Below are 15,798 nucleotides of genomic sequence, written 5' to 3' on the forward strand. Positions count from 1 at the left end.
GGAACCACCATGTACTTGCTTATCGCCTCTGACCTGGATGGCACGCTGCTGCTGCCAGGGGATACCTTCGGTGCCTTTACCAAAAGCGTCATTCACAGCCTGAACCGCGCCGGCCATCACATTGTGCTGGCGACGGGGCGGCACCAGACCGACGTCGAGTCGCTGCTCGACAGTCAATCGCTGCCGGTGCACTTGATTACCTCCAACGGTGCTCGCATCTCCAGCGCCTGTGGTGGTCTTGCGCTGAGCGAAGAGCTGCCTGCCAGCGTCGTCCGGACACTGATTGAGGAGACTCGTGAGGATACGGACCTGACCATCAACCTGTACTGCCAATCCGGCTGGCTGATGAATCGCGAAGACCGGAACCTGCGGGATTTCAGTCAGAATCCAGGCTTTCAGCCGACGATCTGTGCGACCGAAAATCTGCCGCTGAGCACCGTACAAAAGGTGTTTTTCTTTCAGCGGAACAAAGATCATCAGGCCCTGACCCGGCTGCAGGCGCGACTGGAACAACGCCTGGGAAGTCAGATCAGCACGGTCTTCACCTTTGCGTGGTGTCTGGAGGTGATGACTCGAGACGTCTCCAAGGGCAATGCGCTGCGGCAGCTCGCCGACTTCCTGAATGTTCCCATCCAGGCCTGCATCGCGTTTGGAGACGGAATGAACGACGCCGACATGTTGGCCGGTGTCGGCAAAGGGGTGCTCATGGGCAACGCTCACACCGAGCTGTTTCAGGCGCTGCCCGACGCCGAGGTCATCGGCCCGTGCACGGACGAAGCCGTCGCACACTATCTGTCGAAGCACCTGCTACAGAGCACCGCCCTTCCGGCATGAACCAGCGCGGGCGTCTTACGCCCGCGCAGCTTTCCAGATTTTGCCGATCAGACTCACACCGAACAGCACCACCGCCCCCGCGATAATCCCCGCCACACCATTCAGCAACATCGGCACCACGAATCCAGTGCCAGCCGCCGCGCCAACCCCCTCGATCCAGTGATGCAATGCCGGCACGCCATGCGTAAGGATGCCGCCGCCGACCAGGAACATTGCCGCCGTACCCACCACCGACAGCGTTTTCATCATGTACGGCGCAGCACGCAGGATCGCGTCGCCGACACGCTGGGCCATTTGCCCGGGTTTCTGCGTCAGCCACAGGCCGAGGTCATCAAGCTTGACGATGCCCGCCACCAGGCCATAAACGCCCACGGTCATGACGATGGCGATGCCCGACATCACGATCACTTGCTGAGTCAGCGAAGCGCCGGCCACGGTGCCGAGGGTGATGGCGATGATTTCTGCCGAGAGGATGAAGTCGGTGCGGATCGCCCCTTTGATCTTGTCCTTCTCGTAGGCCACCAGATCGGTCGCCGGGTCAGCCACCGCTTCACTCAACTGCGCATGCCCGGCGTCATCTTCAGCCGCGCTGTGCAGAAACTTGTGCGCGAGTTTCTCGAAACCTTCGAAGCACAGATACGCGCCACCGACCATCAGCAGCGGTGTCACCAGCCACGGCACAAACGCACTGATCGCCAGCGCCGACGGCACCAGAATCAGTTTGTTGACGAACGAGCCCTTGGCCACTGCCCATACCACGGGAATTTCCCGCTCGGCACGCACGCCGGAGACCTGCTGGGCATTGAGCGCCAGATCATCGCCGAGCACCCCGGCGGTCTTCTTGGCGGCCATTTTGCTCATCAACGCTACGTCATCCAGAACGGTGGCGATGTCGTCGATCAGCACCAGCAAACTGCTTCCTGCCATGGGTCAGGCTTCCCTACATGAAAAAAGTGCGCGCAGCATACCGCGCCGGCCCCAAGGGAGGCGAGATGCTCACGGCACCTGCCAGCCCCCGCCCAGGCTCTGGAACAACGCCACACTGCCCTGACTGAGCAATCCCTGCGTATCGCGCAAGTTCTGTTCGGCTTGCAGCAGTACCAATTGCTGGGTCAGCACCGCCTGCTGGCTGACCGTCCCCGCCCGCAGTTGCGCTTCCTGACTGCCGAATAACTGCTGATTGCGCGCAAACATCTGCTCGTACGCCTGCGCCTGGGTGTGCAGATGATTGATCGCCGACAAATTGTCCTCGACGTTCTGCAACGCCCCGAGCACCGTCCCGCGATAATTCGCCACGTCCTGATCGTAACTGGCCTCGGCCTGCTGTTTGGCCGCCTCGCGGGCGCCGCCGTCGAAAATGGTTTCGGCCAGCGCCGGTCCCAGCGTCCAGATGCGATTGGGCACCGAGAACAATCCGCCCAGCGCGGTGCCGCGATAACCGCCCTCCGCCGTCAGGCTCAGCGTCGGGAAAAACGCTGCTTCGGCCACGCCGATTTTTGCGTTCGCCGCGGCTGCCACGCGCTCGGCGGAAACCACATCGGGACGGCGCAGCAACAGCTTCGACGGCAGCACCGGCGGCGGCATCGGCGTGCTGAAGCGATACTCGGCAAGCCTCGGCAGATTGAACTGTGCCGGCGCCACGCCGACCAACACCGCCAGTGCGTGTTCGGCCTGCTCACGCGAGCGCTGGGCGTTTTGCAGGGCGGCGATCACCGTGCTCAGTTGATCCTGCGCCACCAGCAATTGATCGTTGGTCGCGGTGCCCTGCACCGTTTGCGCCTGAATCATCGTCAGTAATTGCTGATTGATGGTTTGTTGTCGCTGCAACAGATCGATGTCGATATCCAGTTGCCGCAACCCCAGATAATTAGTCGCCACGCTGGCATCGATGGACAGGCGCACCCCGGCCAGCAACGCGTCGGATGATTGCAGCGAAGCCTGGCTGGACTCGATGCCACGTCGCACCAGCCCCCACAAATCCGGTTCCCAACTGGCGCTCAGGGTGGCGCTGACCGTTTGCTCGACGGTGCCGCCACTGCTGCCGGTCAAACCGCTGGTGCTGCTGCCACTGGCGCCGCCGCCGACACCACGCGCGGCGGACAATCCGACGCCCACCGTCGGCCACAACCCGGCGCGGCTTGAGGCCACTTGCGCTTGCGCCAATCGATACGCGGCTTCGGCGGCGATGATCGATTGATTGGCCTTGGCCGAACGCTCGATCAAGTCATTCAGCACCGGGTCTTGATAGACCCGCCACCACTGGCTGTCCAGCGCTCCTTGCGGGTTGGACACCGCCCGCTGCCACTGCGCGCCCTCCTTGAACGTCATCGGCAGTTCAATTGCCGGTTTCTGATAATCCGGCCCGACCATGCAACCACTCAACAGCAGACTCAACACGATCCCCTGTAGGAGTAAGCCTGCTCGCGATAACGTTTTAACCTTCAACAAATCTATTGGCTGGCCCGACGCAATCGCGAACAGGCTCGCTCCCACAGGGGATTTGAGGTGTTTCATGGAGTGCTCCTGCGCAGACGCTGTGACGCCCGATCAAGCCAAAGGTAGATCACCGGAGTGGTGTACAGCGTCAGCAATTGGCTGAACAACAACCCGCCAATAATCGAAATCCCCAACGGCCGGCGCAGCTCGGAGCCATAGCCGCTGCCCAGCACCAGCGGCAGTGCGCCGAGGATCGCCGCCAGCGTGGTCATCATGATCGGCCGGAAGCGAATCAGGCAGGCGCGGCGAATCGCATCCTTGGCGCTCAAGCCAAACTCGCGGCGCTCGGTGATCGCAAAGTCGATCATCATGATCGCGTTTTTCTTCACAATCCCGATCAGCAGAATCACCCCCACCAGCGCGATGATCGACAGTTCGGTGCCAGTCAGCAGCAAGGCGATCAGCGCGCCGACACCGGCCGAGGGCAGGGTCGAAAGAATCGTCAGCGGATGCACCAGACTTTCGTAAAGCATGCCGAGTACGACGTACACCGAAAGCAGCGCCGCGACGATCAGCAACGGTTCGCTGGCCACCGACGACTGAAACACCTGGGCAGTCCCGGCAAACTGGCCGACCACGCTGGCGGGCATGCGCAATTGCTTCACGGCGTTCTCCACCAGCGTCGTCGCCTGGCCGATGGACACCCCCGGCGCGAGGTTGAACGAGGCGGTCACCGCCGGAAAGGTGCCTTGATGACTGATCGAGATCGCGGTGCGCCCCACTGAATAATCGGCAATCGCCGACAACGGCACCAATTGCTGCGTGGCATTGGCACCCAGCGCGGGCGCCGCCGCGCTGCCCTTGGTGGTCACGGCAGGCGTGCCCACCGGCACATACACATTCTTCAGCGTCGCCGGATCGGCCCAGTACGGAGGCGCCACTTCCATCACTACGTGATACTGGTTGGCGGCGCGGTAAATGGTCGAGACCTGGCGCTGGCCGAAGGCGTCGTACAGCGTCTGGTCGATGGCCGACATGCTCACGCCCAACCGGGCAGCGGCATCGCGGTTGACGGTGACGCTGGCCATCAAACTGTTGTCCTGTTGATCGGTGTTGACGTCAGTCAGTTGCGGCAAGCCATGCAGCACCGCGACGACCTTGGGCACCCATTCATCGAGGGTGCTCTGGTCATCGGCAGTCATCGTGAACTGATATTGCGCCCCGCTCTGCCGCCCACCGACGGTGATGTCCTGCGCCGATTGCAGATACAGACGCGTGCCGGGCATGTCGCCCAACGTGTGGCGAACCTGCGCGATGACCTGATCGGCGCTGTCTTTGCGATCCGCCAGCGGCTTGAGCGTGATGAACAACTGCGCACTGTTCACCGCCCCGCCAATCCCACCGCCGCCACCGACAAAACCACCCACCGTGGCCACGTTCGGATTGCTCAGAACCTTCTGATTGATCTCGCTGAAATTCGACTGGATCGCCCCGAAGGAAATGCTCTGCGCCGCGATGATGCTGCCGGACATGCGTCCAGTATCCTCCTGCGGAAAGAAGCCCTTGGGCACCAGCACATAGAGCACGCAGGCCAATACGATCACCAGCAAGGTCAGCAAGCCCATCAGGAACGAGTGCTCGATGACCCAGCCGAGGGTGCGGTCGTAGAAACGGTGAAAGCGCGAATCCGGATGATCCTCACCGCTGGCGGCCTGCTTTTCCGTGCGCAGCAGGACGCTGGCGAGCATCGGCGTCACGGTCAGCGAGACCACCATCGAAATCACGATGGCCACCGACAGCGAAATCGAAAACTCGCGAAACAGCCGCCCCACTACTCCGCCCATCAGCAGCAACGGAATGAACACCGCCACCAGCGAAACGCTGATGGTCATCACCGTGAAGCCCACCTCCCGCGCACCAGCCAGCGCCGCTTGCACACGGCTTTCGCCCTTCTCCAGATGGCGCATGATGTTCTCGACCACGACGATGGCGTCGTCCACCACAAACCCGGTGGAAATGGTCAGCGCCATCAGCGACAGGTTGTTGAGGCTGTAGCCGAGAAAATACATCGCGCCAAATGTGCCAAGCAGCGACAGCGGCACGACGATGGCCGGGATCAGCGTGCTGCGCCAGTCACGGAAAAACGCGAAGGTCACCAGCGTCACCAGCGCGATGGAGATCAGCAGGGTTATCTCGACGTCGCGCAACGACGCGCGAATCGTCGTGGTGCGATCCATCAGGATGTTGATCTTGATCGCCGAGGGAATCGAGCTTTGCAGAAACGGCAGGTCAGCCTTCACCGCGTCCACGGTGTCGATGACGTTGGCCCCCGGCTGCTTGAACACCACCAGCAACACCGCCGGTTTGCCGTTGGACAGGCCGAAGTTGCGCAGGTCTTCGACGTCCTCGGTGACGTCGCCCAAGTCGGAGATACGTACCAGATCGCCGTTGTTCTGCTTGACCACCAGCGGCGCGTAATCGGCGCCCTGATAGAGCATGTCGTTGGCCTTCAGGCCATACGACTGATCGCCGACCGACACCGTGCCTTTCGGCAGGTTGACGTTGGACGCCTGAATCACCTGCCGCACTTGTTCAAGGCTGACGCCGTAGCGATTGAGCCGGTCGGGATTGAGTTCGATACGCACCGCCGGCAACGCCGCGCCGCCCACCGTCACATCGCCGACGCCAGTGGTCTGCAACAGCCGTTGTTCGAGCAGGGTTGAAGCCACGTCATACATCTGCCCACGAGTGGCGCTGTCGGAAGTCAGGCTGAGGATCAGGATCGGCGAGTCGGCCGGGTTGACCTTGCGATAGGTCGGGTTGCCGGACAAGTCGCTGGGCAAGTTGCTGCGGGCGGCGTTGATCGCCGCTTGTACATCCCGCGCCGCGCCATCGATGTCGCGGTTGAGGTCAAACTGCAAGGTGATGCGCGTCGCCCCCAACGAACTCGACGAGGTCATTTCGGTGACCCCGGCGATCTGCCCGAACTGCCGTTCCAGCGGAGTCGCCACCGACGAGGCGACGGTGCTCGGGTCGGCGCCGGGCAATGACGCACGCACGCTGATGGTCGGGAAATCCACCTCCGGCAGCGGCGCCACCGGCAGCAGGTTGAACGCGAGCACGCCGAACAGCGCCAGACCGACCGCCAGCAACGTGGTGGCGATCGGGCGCTGAATGAACGGCGCGCTAAGGTTCATCGCGATAGCCTTCGACCACCGCTGGCCGACGCCGACTGAAACGCTGCTCCAGCCCATGCATCGCGAGGAAAATCACCGGGGTCGAAAACAGCGTCAGCAATTGGCTCAACAACAGTCCGCCGATGATCGCGATGCCCAGCGGATGGCGCAGCTCCGAGCCGATCCCGGTGCCCAGCGCCAGTGGCACCGCGCCGAACAGCGAGGCCATGCTGGTCATCAGAATCGGCCGGAAACGCAACTCGGCCGCCTGACGAATCGCCGCCACCGGATCGAGCCCGCCGTTGCGCTCCAGTTCCAGCGCGAAGTCGACCATCATGATGCCGTTTTTCATGACGATGCCGATCAGCAGCACGATGCCGATCAGGCCGATGATGTCGAACTGCGTGCCAGTGATCAGCAGCGCAAGCAACGCACCCAACGCGGCGGAGAGCAAGGTCGAGAGAATCGTCACCGGGTGCACGAAACTCTCGTAGAGAATCCCCAGCATCAGATACACGACGATGATCGCCGCCAGCACCAGAAACACCTGATTCGACAGCGACGCCTCGAAGGTCGCCGCCGCGCCTTCCAGATTGGCCTGCACCGACAACGGCAGACCGGCCTTGGCTTCGATGTCTTTTAGCCGGGTGACCGCCGCGCCAAGGGTCTGCCCGGGGGCGAGGTTGAACGAGACGTCGGCATAGGGAAATTGCCCGAGCCGGTTGATCGTTACAGGCGCGCGGATCACGCTCATGGTCGCCATGCTCGACAGCGGCGCCACACCACCTGACGGAATGTCGACGTAGAGCCCGGTCAGCAAATCGGCAAGATTTCGCGGCGGATGGTCGGTGGCGATCACCACGTGATACTGGTTGAGCTGGGTATAGATGGTCGAGACCTGACGCTGGCCAAAGGCGTCGTACAGCACATCATCGATGGCTTGCGGCGTGACACCCAGGCGCGAGGCGGTGGCGCGGTCGAAGTTGAGCTGGATCTGATTGCCGAACTGCATCGCCTGACTTTGCACGTCGGTGAACATCGGGTCTTGCTTGATCACTGCCAATAGCTTGTTGGTCCACAGCTCCAGTTCATCCGGGTCGGTTGCCTGTAACCCGAGGCGATAGCTGGTGGTCGACACCGTGGCATCGAGGGTCAGGTCCTGCACGCTGTGCAGATAAAGGCGAATACCCGCGTCGTCGGCATTGGCATCGGCCAACCGGCGAATCACCACCGCACTGCTGTCGCGCTCGCCGTGGGGCTTGAGATTGATCAGCAGGTTGCCCTGATTGATGGTCGGGTTGGTCTGGTCGATGCCGACGAACGACGACAGGCTCGCCACCGCCGGATCTTTGAGAATTCGTGCGGCCAGCCGTTGCTGTTCGATCTGCATCTGCTGAAAGGAAATCGTCGGCGAGGCCTGGGAAATCCCTTGGATCAGCCCGGTGTCCTGCTCGGGAAAAAAGCCCTTGGGCATGACCACGATAATCAGCAGGGTCAACAGACCGGTGAGCATCACCGAGATCAGCGTCAGCCCGCGATGCAGCAGAATCCAGTCCAGGCCTTTGACGTAATAGCCGTTGATCCGGTCGAAGAAATCGACCCGGCGTTCCTCGTGTTTGTCCTTGAGCATGCGCGAGCACATCATCGGCGTCAGCGTCAGGGTAATCAGCGCCGAGATGACGATGGTCACCGCCACGGTCATGGCGAATTCGCGGAACAGCCGCCCGACCACATCGCCCATGAACAGCAACGGAATCATCACCGCGATCAGCGCCACCGACAGCGAAATAATCGTGAAGCCGATCTGCTCCGAGCCCTTGAGCGCAGCTTCCAGTCGCGAGTCTCCGGCCTCGATGTAGCGCGTGATGTTTTCGATCATGACGATGGCGTCATCGACCACAAAACCGATGGCGATGGTCAGCGCCATCAGCGTCAGGTTGTTCAGCGAAAAGCCCAGCCCGTAAGCCACTGCCAGCGTACCGACCAGCGTCAGCGGCACGGTCACCGCCGGAATGATCGTCGCCGCAACATTGCGCAGAAACAGGAAAATCACGATCACCACCAGCAACACCGCGACGGCCAGTTCGTACTGCACGTCAGTGACCGAAGCGCGGATGGTTTGCGTGCGGTCGGTGAGCACGTTGACCTTGAGCGTCGCCGGCAGGCTGGCGCGCAGTTTGGGCAGCAGTTGCTGCACGCGGTCGACCACATCGATGACGTTGGCGCCGGGCTGGCGCTGGATGTTCAAGACAATCGATGGCGTGCTGTTGGTCCACGCGGCTTGCCGTGGATTCTCCGGGCCTTGGGTGGAACTGGCGATTTGTGACAAGCGAATCGGCGCGCCATTTTTGTAGGCGATCACCAGGTCGCGGTACTCCTCGGCGGACTGCAACTGGTCGTTGGTGCCGATGGAATAAGCCTGATACTTGCCGTCGATATTGCCCTTGGCCTGATTGACGTTGGCCGTGCCCAGCGAGGTGCGCAAATCGTCGAGCGACAGCCCCAGATTGTTCAGCGCCGACGTGTTGGCCTCGACCCGCACCGCCGGACGCTGGCCGCCACTGATGGTGACCAGACCGACGCCGGTAATCTGCGAGATTTTCTGCGCCAGTCGCGTATCGGCGAGGTCTTCGACTTTGGTCAGCGGTAATACGTCGGAGGTCAGCGACAGCGTCAGCACCGGCGCGTCGGCAGGATTGACCTTGCTGTACACCGGCGGGTACGGCAGGTTGGCCGGCAGGAAAGTCCCGGCAGCATTGATCGCCGCTTGTACTTCCTGCTCGGCGACATCCAGTGACAGCGACAGATCAAATTGCAGGGTCACTACCGAAGCGCCATCGGAGCTGGTCGAGTTCATCGACTTGAGACCCGGCATCTCGCCGAGCTGGCGTTCCAGCGGAGCGGTAATCGACGAGCTGATGACCTCGGGACTGGCGCCCGGATACTGGGTGAACACCTGAATGGTCGGGTAATCAACTTCCGGCAATGCCGACACCGACAGCAGGTGGTAACCGAGCAGCCCCAGCAACAGCACCGCGACCATCAGCAACGTAGTCGCAACGGGCCGTTCGATAAAGGGACGCGAGACGTTCATGGTTTGCCCCCGTTACTGCGCGACGACCTTCACCGCAGAACCGTCATCGAGTTTGTCTGCGCCCTCGGTGACAACCTGTTCGCCCTCCTTCACCCCGTTGTCGAGCACCGCCGAGACATCGCCGGTGGCGGGGCCGGTCTTGATGTTGCGCAGGCTGACCCTGGTGCCGGGATCGACCACCACAAACACGAAATCACCCTTGCTGCCGTGCTGGATCGCCCGGGTCGGCACCACGCTGATTTGCGTCAGCGTGTCAGCCTTGAGCCGGGCGTTGACGAACTGATTGGGGAACAGCGCCTTGCCCGAATCGTCGAACTGCGCCTTGACCTTGATCGTGCCGGTGCTGGTATCGACCTGATTATCCAGCGCCAACAGATTGCCGGTGGCCAGCAGGTTGTGTTTGTTGCGGTCGTAAGCCAGCACCGTCACCGCGCCTTTGGCCATGGCCTGATTGATTGCGCCCAGATCATCCTCGGGCACGGCAAACACCACGGTCGCCGGGGTCATCTGTGTGATCACGGCGATACCCGTGGTGCTGGCGGTGGTGACGTAATTACCGGGATCGACCTGACGCAAACCGACCACGCCATCCACCGGCGAGGTGATCGTGCAGTAACTCAACTGCACTTCGAGGTTCTGCACACTGCCCTGATCGGAGGCGACCGTGCCTTGCAGTTGCTGCACCAGCGAGGCCTGGGTATCGAGGGTTTGCTGGGTGGTGGAGCCGACCTTGATCAGCTCGCGATAGCGCGCCAGATCACGCATGGCGTTGGCGAGCAACGCCTGGTCGTGCATCAGCGTGCCTTTGGCCACCGCCAATTGCGCCTTGAGCGCACGGTCATCGATGCGGGCAATCACCTGGCCCTTGTGCACCTGCTGGCCTTCCTTGAATTCGACCGAGCTGAGAATGCCATCGACCTGGGAAATCACCGTCACGCTGCGGGTTGGAGTGACAGTGCCGAGGGCATCGATGTACACCGGCACGTCCTGCAACTTGACCGCGACGGCGGCCACCGGCTCGGCGGGTGGCGGTGGTTTGGGCTTGCGCTGACTGGACGCGAGGAAAACCCACAGCAGCACCGCGAGCAGCACGACCCCTAGCGCGACGATGGCCAGGCCGAATTTCCTGCGTCTGGGTTTTTCCACGGCTTTTCACTCGAACGGGCCGGCAATGGCATCCGGCAATAAAAAGTGAAGCCCGGCCAGACAAGGCAAATCCATGGCCAATGGCTTGATCGCTGTTTTGAACTCTAGCAGCGCCTCCCGAGTTCACCTGAAGATCTGCAGCTTCGTTCAGCCCCGCGACAGCGTCAGCCGCCCATCGGTACGCCGCGGCATTCTTGAGCCCCGCGCGAGGCCGGTGCTACCATGCGCAACCGCCAGAACAGGCAAGGAACCACCGGGTTTATGAGCACAATCCGCGAGCGCAACAAAGAACTGATCCTGCGTGCCGCCAGTGAGGAATTTGCCGACAAAGGCTTCGCTGCGACCAAAACCAGTGACATCGCCGCCAAGGCGGGATTGCCCAAGCCCAACGTTTACTACTACTTCAAGTCCAAGGAAAACCTCTACCGCGAGGTACTGGAAAGTATCATCGTGCCGATTCTGCAGGCCTCGACCCCGTTCAACCCGGACGGCGTGCCGAGCGAAGTGCTCAGCGGCTACATCCGCTCGAAGATCCGCATCTCCCGCGACCTGCCCTTCGCTTCCAAGGTGTTCGCCAGCGAAATCATGCACGGCGCCCCGCACCTGAGCGCCGACCTGGTCGAACAACTCAACAGCCAGGCCAAGCACAACATCGACTGCATCCAGACCTGGATCGACCGCGGCCAGATCGCCCCGATCGACCCCAACCACCTGATGTTCAGCATCTGGGCCGCCACCCAGACCTACGCCGACTTCGACTGGCAGATTTCTGCCGTCACCGGCAAGGACAAGCTGGACGAGGTGGATTACGAGGCGGCGGCGCAGACGATTATTCGGTTGGTGCTCAAAGGGTGTGAGCCGGACTGATAGACCGTGGTGCGACTATCGCTGGCAAGCCAGCTCCCACAGAGATTTGTGTCGTTTGCAGAATTTGTATTCAACACAAAAAACCTGTGGGAGCTGGCTTGCCAGCGATTGGGGCAATCCGGTTCAAAGCTGTCAAAGCCAGACTGCATCCCACAGCGGATAGTCGCCAAGCTTTTCCACCAAACCCGCCCTCAATGGGTTGGCCACTACATACCTGGCCATCTTCACCAAATCGTCCTCTCTCCTCAAAGCCCGGTCGTGGTAGCCCTGCTGCCAAAGTGGCCCAGTCCTATTGCTGGATAAATTCACCTCTCGAGTAATCAGAGACTTGGTCTCTCGCATCAGCGTTTTGAGTGAGCAGTCTTCCAGCTCGACCAACCAATGAAAATGATCAGGCATTACCACCCACGCAAGTGAGTTCACTAGCCCGAGATTTTCTGCACGACGAAATTGATGAACAACCAATCGGCCCAGAGCGAAATCGACAAAGATTGGTTTGCGCTCAAGCGTATTGGTGGTGAGCAGGTAGATTCGATTGGGCTCGGCGTAACGGCCGGCTCGCAGGCGACGTGAAGCAGGAAGATCAGGCAATCCGTTACCCCTTCATGATGGGTTCATCAGAAGGCTAGACGCATCGGATCATTTGGCTGGGAAAGTCTTTTATCTTGATGTGTCAGTCAGGCCGCCATCGCTGGCAAGCCAGCTCCCACAGGTTTTTGTATTGGATTCATATTATGTGAACGACACAAAACCTTGTGGGAGCTGGCTTGCCAGCGATGACTTTCAATCAATCACCACAAATCAAGCAGCCACCCCCGCATCCGCCCGCAGATCCAGCGCCTCCACCGCTTTGATCGCCACTTGCTCATCGATATCCGACAGATCGCCGCTGATGCCGATTGCACCCAGCACATTCCCCGCCTGATCACGGATCAGCACACCACCCGGTGCCGGCACGACACTGCCCTGCCCCATGCTGTTCAGTGCAGCGATGAACGCCGGGCGTTGTTGGGCGTCGAGTGCCAGCAGGCGTGAGCCTTTGCCCAGCGCGATGGCGCCCCAGGCTTTGCCGATGGCGATCTGCGGGCGGAGCAGGCTGGCGCCGTCTTCGCGTTGCAGGGTGATCAGGTGGCCGCCGGTATCGAGTACCGCGATGGTCAGTGGCGCAGCGGAGATGGCCCGCCCTGCACTGATAGCTTCGTTGACCAGGTTGACTGCGACTTTCAAGGTTAAAGCGCTCATGGTGCCGTCCTCATTTTGTTATTGGGAAAGTCGGGGGACTGCGGTTTTGTGCCGCAGCCCGATGCAACAAATAGAACACAATGAATTATTTTTTTGTATACAATAATTCTCGAAAAGCGCCACATGCGACGAAAAGCCACAGTCAGACGGGCTTCCGACGAATGAAACAGCTGCTTGAGAAAATGGATTGACCTGCGCCGTCCACCGTGAATACACTCAGCGCAAAGCCACTTGTATACAATTACAAAACGTAAAGAGGCACAAAACCATGAGCAAAATGAGAGCAATCGAAGCCGCCGTTCTGGTGATGCGCCGTGAAGGGGTTGATACCGCTTTTGGCATCCCGGGCGCTGCAATCAACCCGCTGTACTCCGCCTTGCAGAAAATCGGTGGCATCGATCACGTCCTTGCTCGCCACGTTGAAGGCGCCTCGCACATGGCCGAGGGCTACACCCGCACCAAGGCCGGCAACATCGGCGTGTGCATCGGGACTTCCGGCCCTGCCGGTACCGACATGGTCACCGGGCTCTACAGCGCCTCGGCCGACTCGATTCCAATCCTCTGCATTACCGGCCAGGCACCCCGCGCCCGTATGCACAAGGAAGACTTCCAGGCTGTCGATATCACCAGCATCGTCAAGCCAGTCACCAAGTGGGCGACCACTGTTCTTGAACCGGGCCAAGTGCCTTACGCGTTCCAGAAAGCGTTCTTTGAAATGCGCTCCGGCCGTCCAGGCCCAGTGCTGATCGACCTGCCGTTCGACGTACAGATGGCCGAAATCGAATTCGACATCGATGCTTACCAGCCACTGCCGCTGGCCAAGCCGACCGCGACCCGTATTCAGGTCGAGAAGGCCCTGGCTCTGCTGGATCAGGCCGAGCGTCCATTGCTGGTAGCCGGCGGCGGCATCATCAACGCCGACGCCAGCGATCTGCTGGTTGAATTCGCCGAGCTGACCGGTATTCCGGTTATCCCGACCCTGATGGGTTGGGGCACCATCCCTGACGATCACCCGTTGATGGTCGGCATGGTCGGTCTGCAGACTTCGCACCGTTACGGCAACGCCACCATGCTGAAATCCGACGTCGTGTTGGGCATCGGTAACCGTTGGGCCAACCGTCACACCGGTTCGGTTGATGTCTACACCGAAGGCCGCAAGTTCATTCACGTCGATATCGAAGGCACTCAGATCGGCCGCGTGTTCACTCCGGATCTGGGCATCGTTTCCGACGCCGCTGCCGCGCTGACCGTGTTCATCGAAGTGGCTCGTGAATGGCAAGCCGCCGGCAAACTGAAAAACCGCAGCGCCTGGCTGCAAGACTGCCAGCAGCGCAAAGCCAGCCTGCATCGCAAGACTCACTTCGACAACGTGCCGGTCAAACCGCAACGCGTTTACGAAGAGATGAACCAGGTATTCGGCAAGGACACCTGCTACGTCAGCACCATTGGTCTGTCGCAAATTGCCGGCGCGCAGTTCCTGCACGTCTACAAGCCGCGTCACTGGATCAACTGCGGTCAGGCCGGCCCGTTGGGCTGGACCATTCCGGCAGCACTGGGCGTGGTCAAGGCCGATCCGAGCCGTAAAGTCGTGGCCCTGTCGGGGGACTATGACTTCCAGTTCATGATCGAAGAACTGGCGGTCGGCGCTCAGTTCAAACTGCCTTACATCCACGTCGTGGTGAACAACTCGTACCTGGGTCTGATCCGTCAGGCACAGCGCGGGTTCGAAATGGACTACTGCGTACAGCTGTCCTTCGATAACCTGAACGCGCCGGAACTCAACGGTTACGGTGTTGACCACGTTGCAGTGGCCGAGGGTCTGGGTTGCAAGGCACTGCGTGTGTTCGAGCCATCGGAAATCGCCCCTGCCCTGCGCAAGGCTGAACAGATGATCGAAGAGTTCAAGGTGCCGGTGATCGTCGAAATCATCCTGGAGCGTGTGACCAACATCTCCATGGGTACCGAGATCAACGCCGTCAACGAATTCGAAGACCTGGCACTGGTCGGCAACGACGCGCCAACGGCGATTTCGCTGCTCGATTAACGACTGACCGCTCTCCCTGTGGGAGCGGGTTATGTGGCGAGGGAGCTTGCTCCCGCTGGGTCGCGAAGCGGCCCCAATAGTTTTGCGACTGCTTCGCAGCCGAGCGGGAGCAAGCTCCCTCGCCACACAAGCCCGCTCCCACAAGGGGAACCTCACAAGAATTACGGGAGACCACCATGCCGCGTTTCGCAGCCAACCTGTCCATGCTGTTCACCGAACAGGATTTCCTTGCCCGTTTCGACGCCGCCGCCAAAGCTGGTTTCAGTGGTGTTGAATACCTGTTCCCGTACGATTTCAGCTCTGCTGAAATCAAGGCCAAGCTCGACGCCAACGGTCTGACGCAAGTGCTGTTCAACCTGCCGGCCGGTGACTGGGCCAAGGGCGAACGCGGTATCGCGTGTCTGCCGGATCGGGTTGAAGAGTTCCGTGCCGGTGTCGATCTGGCCATCGCCTACGCAGAAGTTCTGGGCAACACCCAGATCAACTGCCTGGCCGGTATTCGTCCGCAAGGCATCGACGATGCCACCGTGGAAAAGACCTTCGTCGCCAACCTCAAGTACGCGGCCGACAAGCTGCAAGCGGCGGGTATCAAACTGGTGATGGAAGCGATCAACACCCGTGACATCCCGGGTTTCTACCTGAACAACACGGCGCAAGCCCTGTCGATTCGCGAGCAGGTCGGCAGCGCCAATCTGTTCCTGCAATACGACATCTATCACATGCAAATCATGGAAGGCGATCTGGCCCGCACGCTGCAATCGCATCTGGGCGAGATCAACCATGTGCAGCTCGCGGACAACCCGGGGCGCAACGAACCAGGCACCGGTGAAATCAACTACCGCTTCCTGTTCGAACACCTCGACCGCATCGGTTATCAGGGCTGGGTCGGCTGTGAATACAAGCCGCTGACCACCACTGAAGCAGGTCTTGGCTGGTTGAAGTCGCACAACGCAATCTGA

The 15,798-nt window shown here is 60.7% G+C and carries 11 protein-coding genes; 4 read left to right on the plus strand and 7 right to left on the minus strand.

Annotated features, from left to right (window positions below; translation table 11 throughout):
• The first annotated feature begins 9 nt into the window (after nt 1-9).
• On the plus strand, nt 10-834 hold the full coding sequence (locus tag ACTWLJ_RS27650) for a Cof-type HAD-IIB family hydrolase (protein WP_445179255.1): 825 nt from the start codon (nt 10-12) through the stop codon (nt 832-834).
• A 15-nt stretch (nt 835-849) separates the two neighbouring features.
• Here the strand turns inward: ACTWLJ_RS27650 and ACTWLJ_RS27655 are convergent, their stop codons facing one another.
• The 5 genes from ACTWLJ_RS27655 to ACTWLJ_RS27675 all read right to left on the minus strand — a co-directional run bounded on the left by ACTWLJ_RS27655 (nt 850) and on the right by ACTWLJ_RS27675 (nt 10,686).
• A complete protein-coding gene (locus ACTWLJ_RS27655) occupies nt 850-1,761 on the minus strand; it encodes a DUF808 domain-containing protein (RefSeq protein WP_445179256.1) in 912 nt (303 codons plus the stop codon).
• Between the two features lie 69 nt (nt 1,762-1,830).
• A complete protein-coding gene (locus ACTWLJ_RS27660) occupies nt 1,831-3,348 on the minus strand; it encodes an efflux transporter outer membrane subunit (RefSeq protein ID WP_445179257.1) in 1,518 nt (505 codons plus the stop codon).
• Complete coding sequence (locus ACTWLJ_RS27665; RefSeq protein ID WP_445179258.1) at nt 3,345-6,467, minus strand: efflux RND transporter permease subunit; 3,123 nt, start codon at nt 6,465-6,467, stop codon at nt 3,345-3,347. The genes ACTWLJ_RS27660 and ACTWLJ_RS27665 overlap by 4 nt, the downstream gene beginning before the upstream one ends.
• Complete coding sequence (locus ACTWLJ_RS27670) at nt 6,457-9,540, minus strand: efflux RND transporter permease subunit (protein WP_445179259.1); 3,084 nt, start codon at nt 9,538-9,540, stop codon at nt 6,457-6,459. The genes ACTWLJ_RS27665 and ACTWLJ_RS27670 overlap by 11 nt, the downstream gene beginning before the upstream one ends.
• A gap of 12 nt (nt 9,541-9,552) precedes the next feature.
• Entirely contained in the window at nt 9,553-10,686 is a 1,134-nt protein-coding gene (locus ACTWLJ_RS27675) for an efflux RND transporter periplasmic adaptor subunit (protein WP_445179260.1), read from the minus strand.
• A 261-nt stretch (nt 10,687-10,947) separates the two neighbouring features.
• On the opposite strand from ACTWLJ_RS27675, the gene ACTWLJ_RS27680 reads away from it, so the two are divergent.
• A complete protein-coding gene (locus ACTWLJ_RS27680) occupies nt 10,948-11,553 on the plus strand; it encodes a TetR/AcrR family transcriptional regulator (RefSeq protein ID WP_401216533.1) in 606 nt (201 codons plus the stop codon).
• 132 nt (nt 11,554-11,685) lie between these two features.
• On the opposite strand, the gene ACTWLJ_RS27685 is transcribed toward ACTWLJ_RS27680, so the two are convergent.
• Nucleotides 11,686-12,144, minus strand: a complete 459-nt coding sequence (locus ACTWLJ_RS27685) for an REP-associated tyrosine transposase (RefSeq protein ID WP_445179261.1) — start codon at nt 12,142-12,144, stop codon at nt 11,686-11,688.
• 210 nt (nt 12,145-12,354) lie between these two features.
• Entirely contained in the window at nt 12,355-12,795 is a 441-nt protein-coding gene (locus ACTWLJ_RS27690; protein WP_401216531.1) for a GlcG/HbpS family heme-binding protein, read from the minus strand.
• Between the two features lie 268 nt (nt 12,796-13,063).
• Here ACTWLJ_RS27690 and gcl point away from each other — a divergent pair, with 268 nt between their 5' ends.
• Together gcl and hyi are read left to right on the plus strand one after the other, a co-directional pair.
• Nucleotides 13,064-14,839, plus strand: a complete 1,776-nt coding sequence (gene gcl / locus ACTWLJ_RS27695; protein WP_129391027.1) for a glyoxylate carboligase — start codon at nt 13,064-13,066, stop codon at nt 14,837-14,839.
• 176 nt (nt 14,840-15,015) lie between these two features.
• Nucleotides 15,016-15,798: a hydroxypyruvate isomerase gene (gene hyi, locus ACTWLJ_RS27700; RefSeq protein ID WP_445179262.1), complete on the plus strand. Its 783-nt coding sequence runs from the start codon at nt 15,016-15,018 to the stop codon at nt 15,796-15,798.

It is taken from the genome of Pseudomonas sp. McL0111, from assembly GCF_052567255.1.

Coding starts and splice junctions, on each gene's coding strand:
- ACTWLJ_RS27650 (WP_445179255.1), top strand. CDS start 10: ATGTACTTGCTTATCGCCTCTGACCTGGATGGCACGCTGCTGCTGCCA.
- ACTWLJ_RS27655 (WP_445179256.1), bottom strand. CDS start 1,761: ATGGCAGGAAGCAGTTTGCTGGTGCTGATCGACGACATCGCCACCGTT.
- ACTWLJ_RS27660 (WP_445179257.1), bottom strand. CDS start 3,348: ATGAAACACCTCAAATCCCCTGTGGGAGCGAGCCTGTTCGCGATTGCG.
- ACTWLJ_RS27665 (WP_445179258.1), bottom strand. CDS start 6,467: ATGAACCTTAGCGCGCCGTTCATTCAGCGCCCGATCGCCACCACGTTG.
- ACTWLJ_RS27670 (WP_445179259.1), bottom strand. CDS start 9,540: ATGAACGTCTCGCGTCCCTTTATCGAACGGCCCGTTGCGACTACGTTG.
- ACTWLJ_RS27680 (WP_401216533.1), top strand. CDS start 10,948: ATGAGCACAATCCGCGAGCGCAACAAAGAACTGATCCTGCGTGCCGCC.
- ACTWLJ_RS27690 (WP_401216531.1), bottom strand. CDS start 12,795: ATGAGCGCTTTAACCTTGAAAGTCGCAGTCAACCTGGTCAACGAAGCT.
- gcl (WP_129391027.1), top strand. CDS start 13,064: ATGAGCAAAATGAGAGCAATCGAAGCCGCCGTTCTGGTGATGCGCCGT.
- hyi (WP_445179262.1), top strand. CDS start 15,016: ATGCCGCGTTTCGCAGCCAACCTGTCCATGCTGTTCACCGAACAGGAT.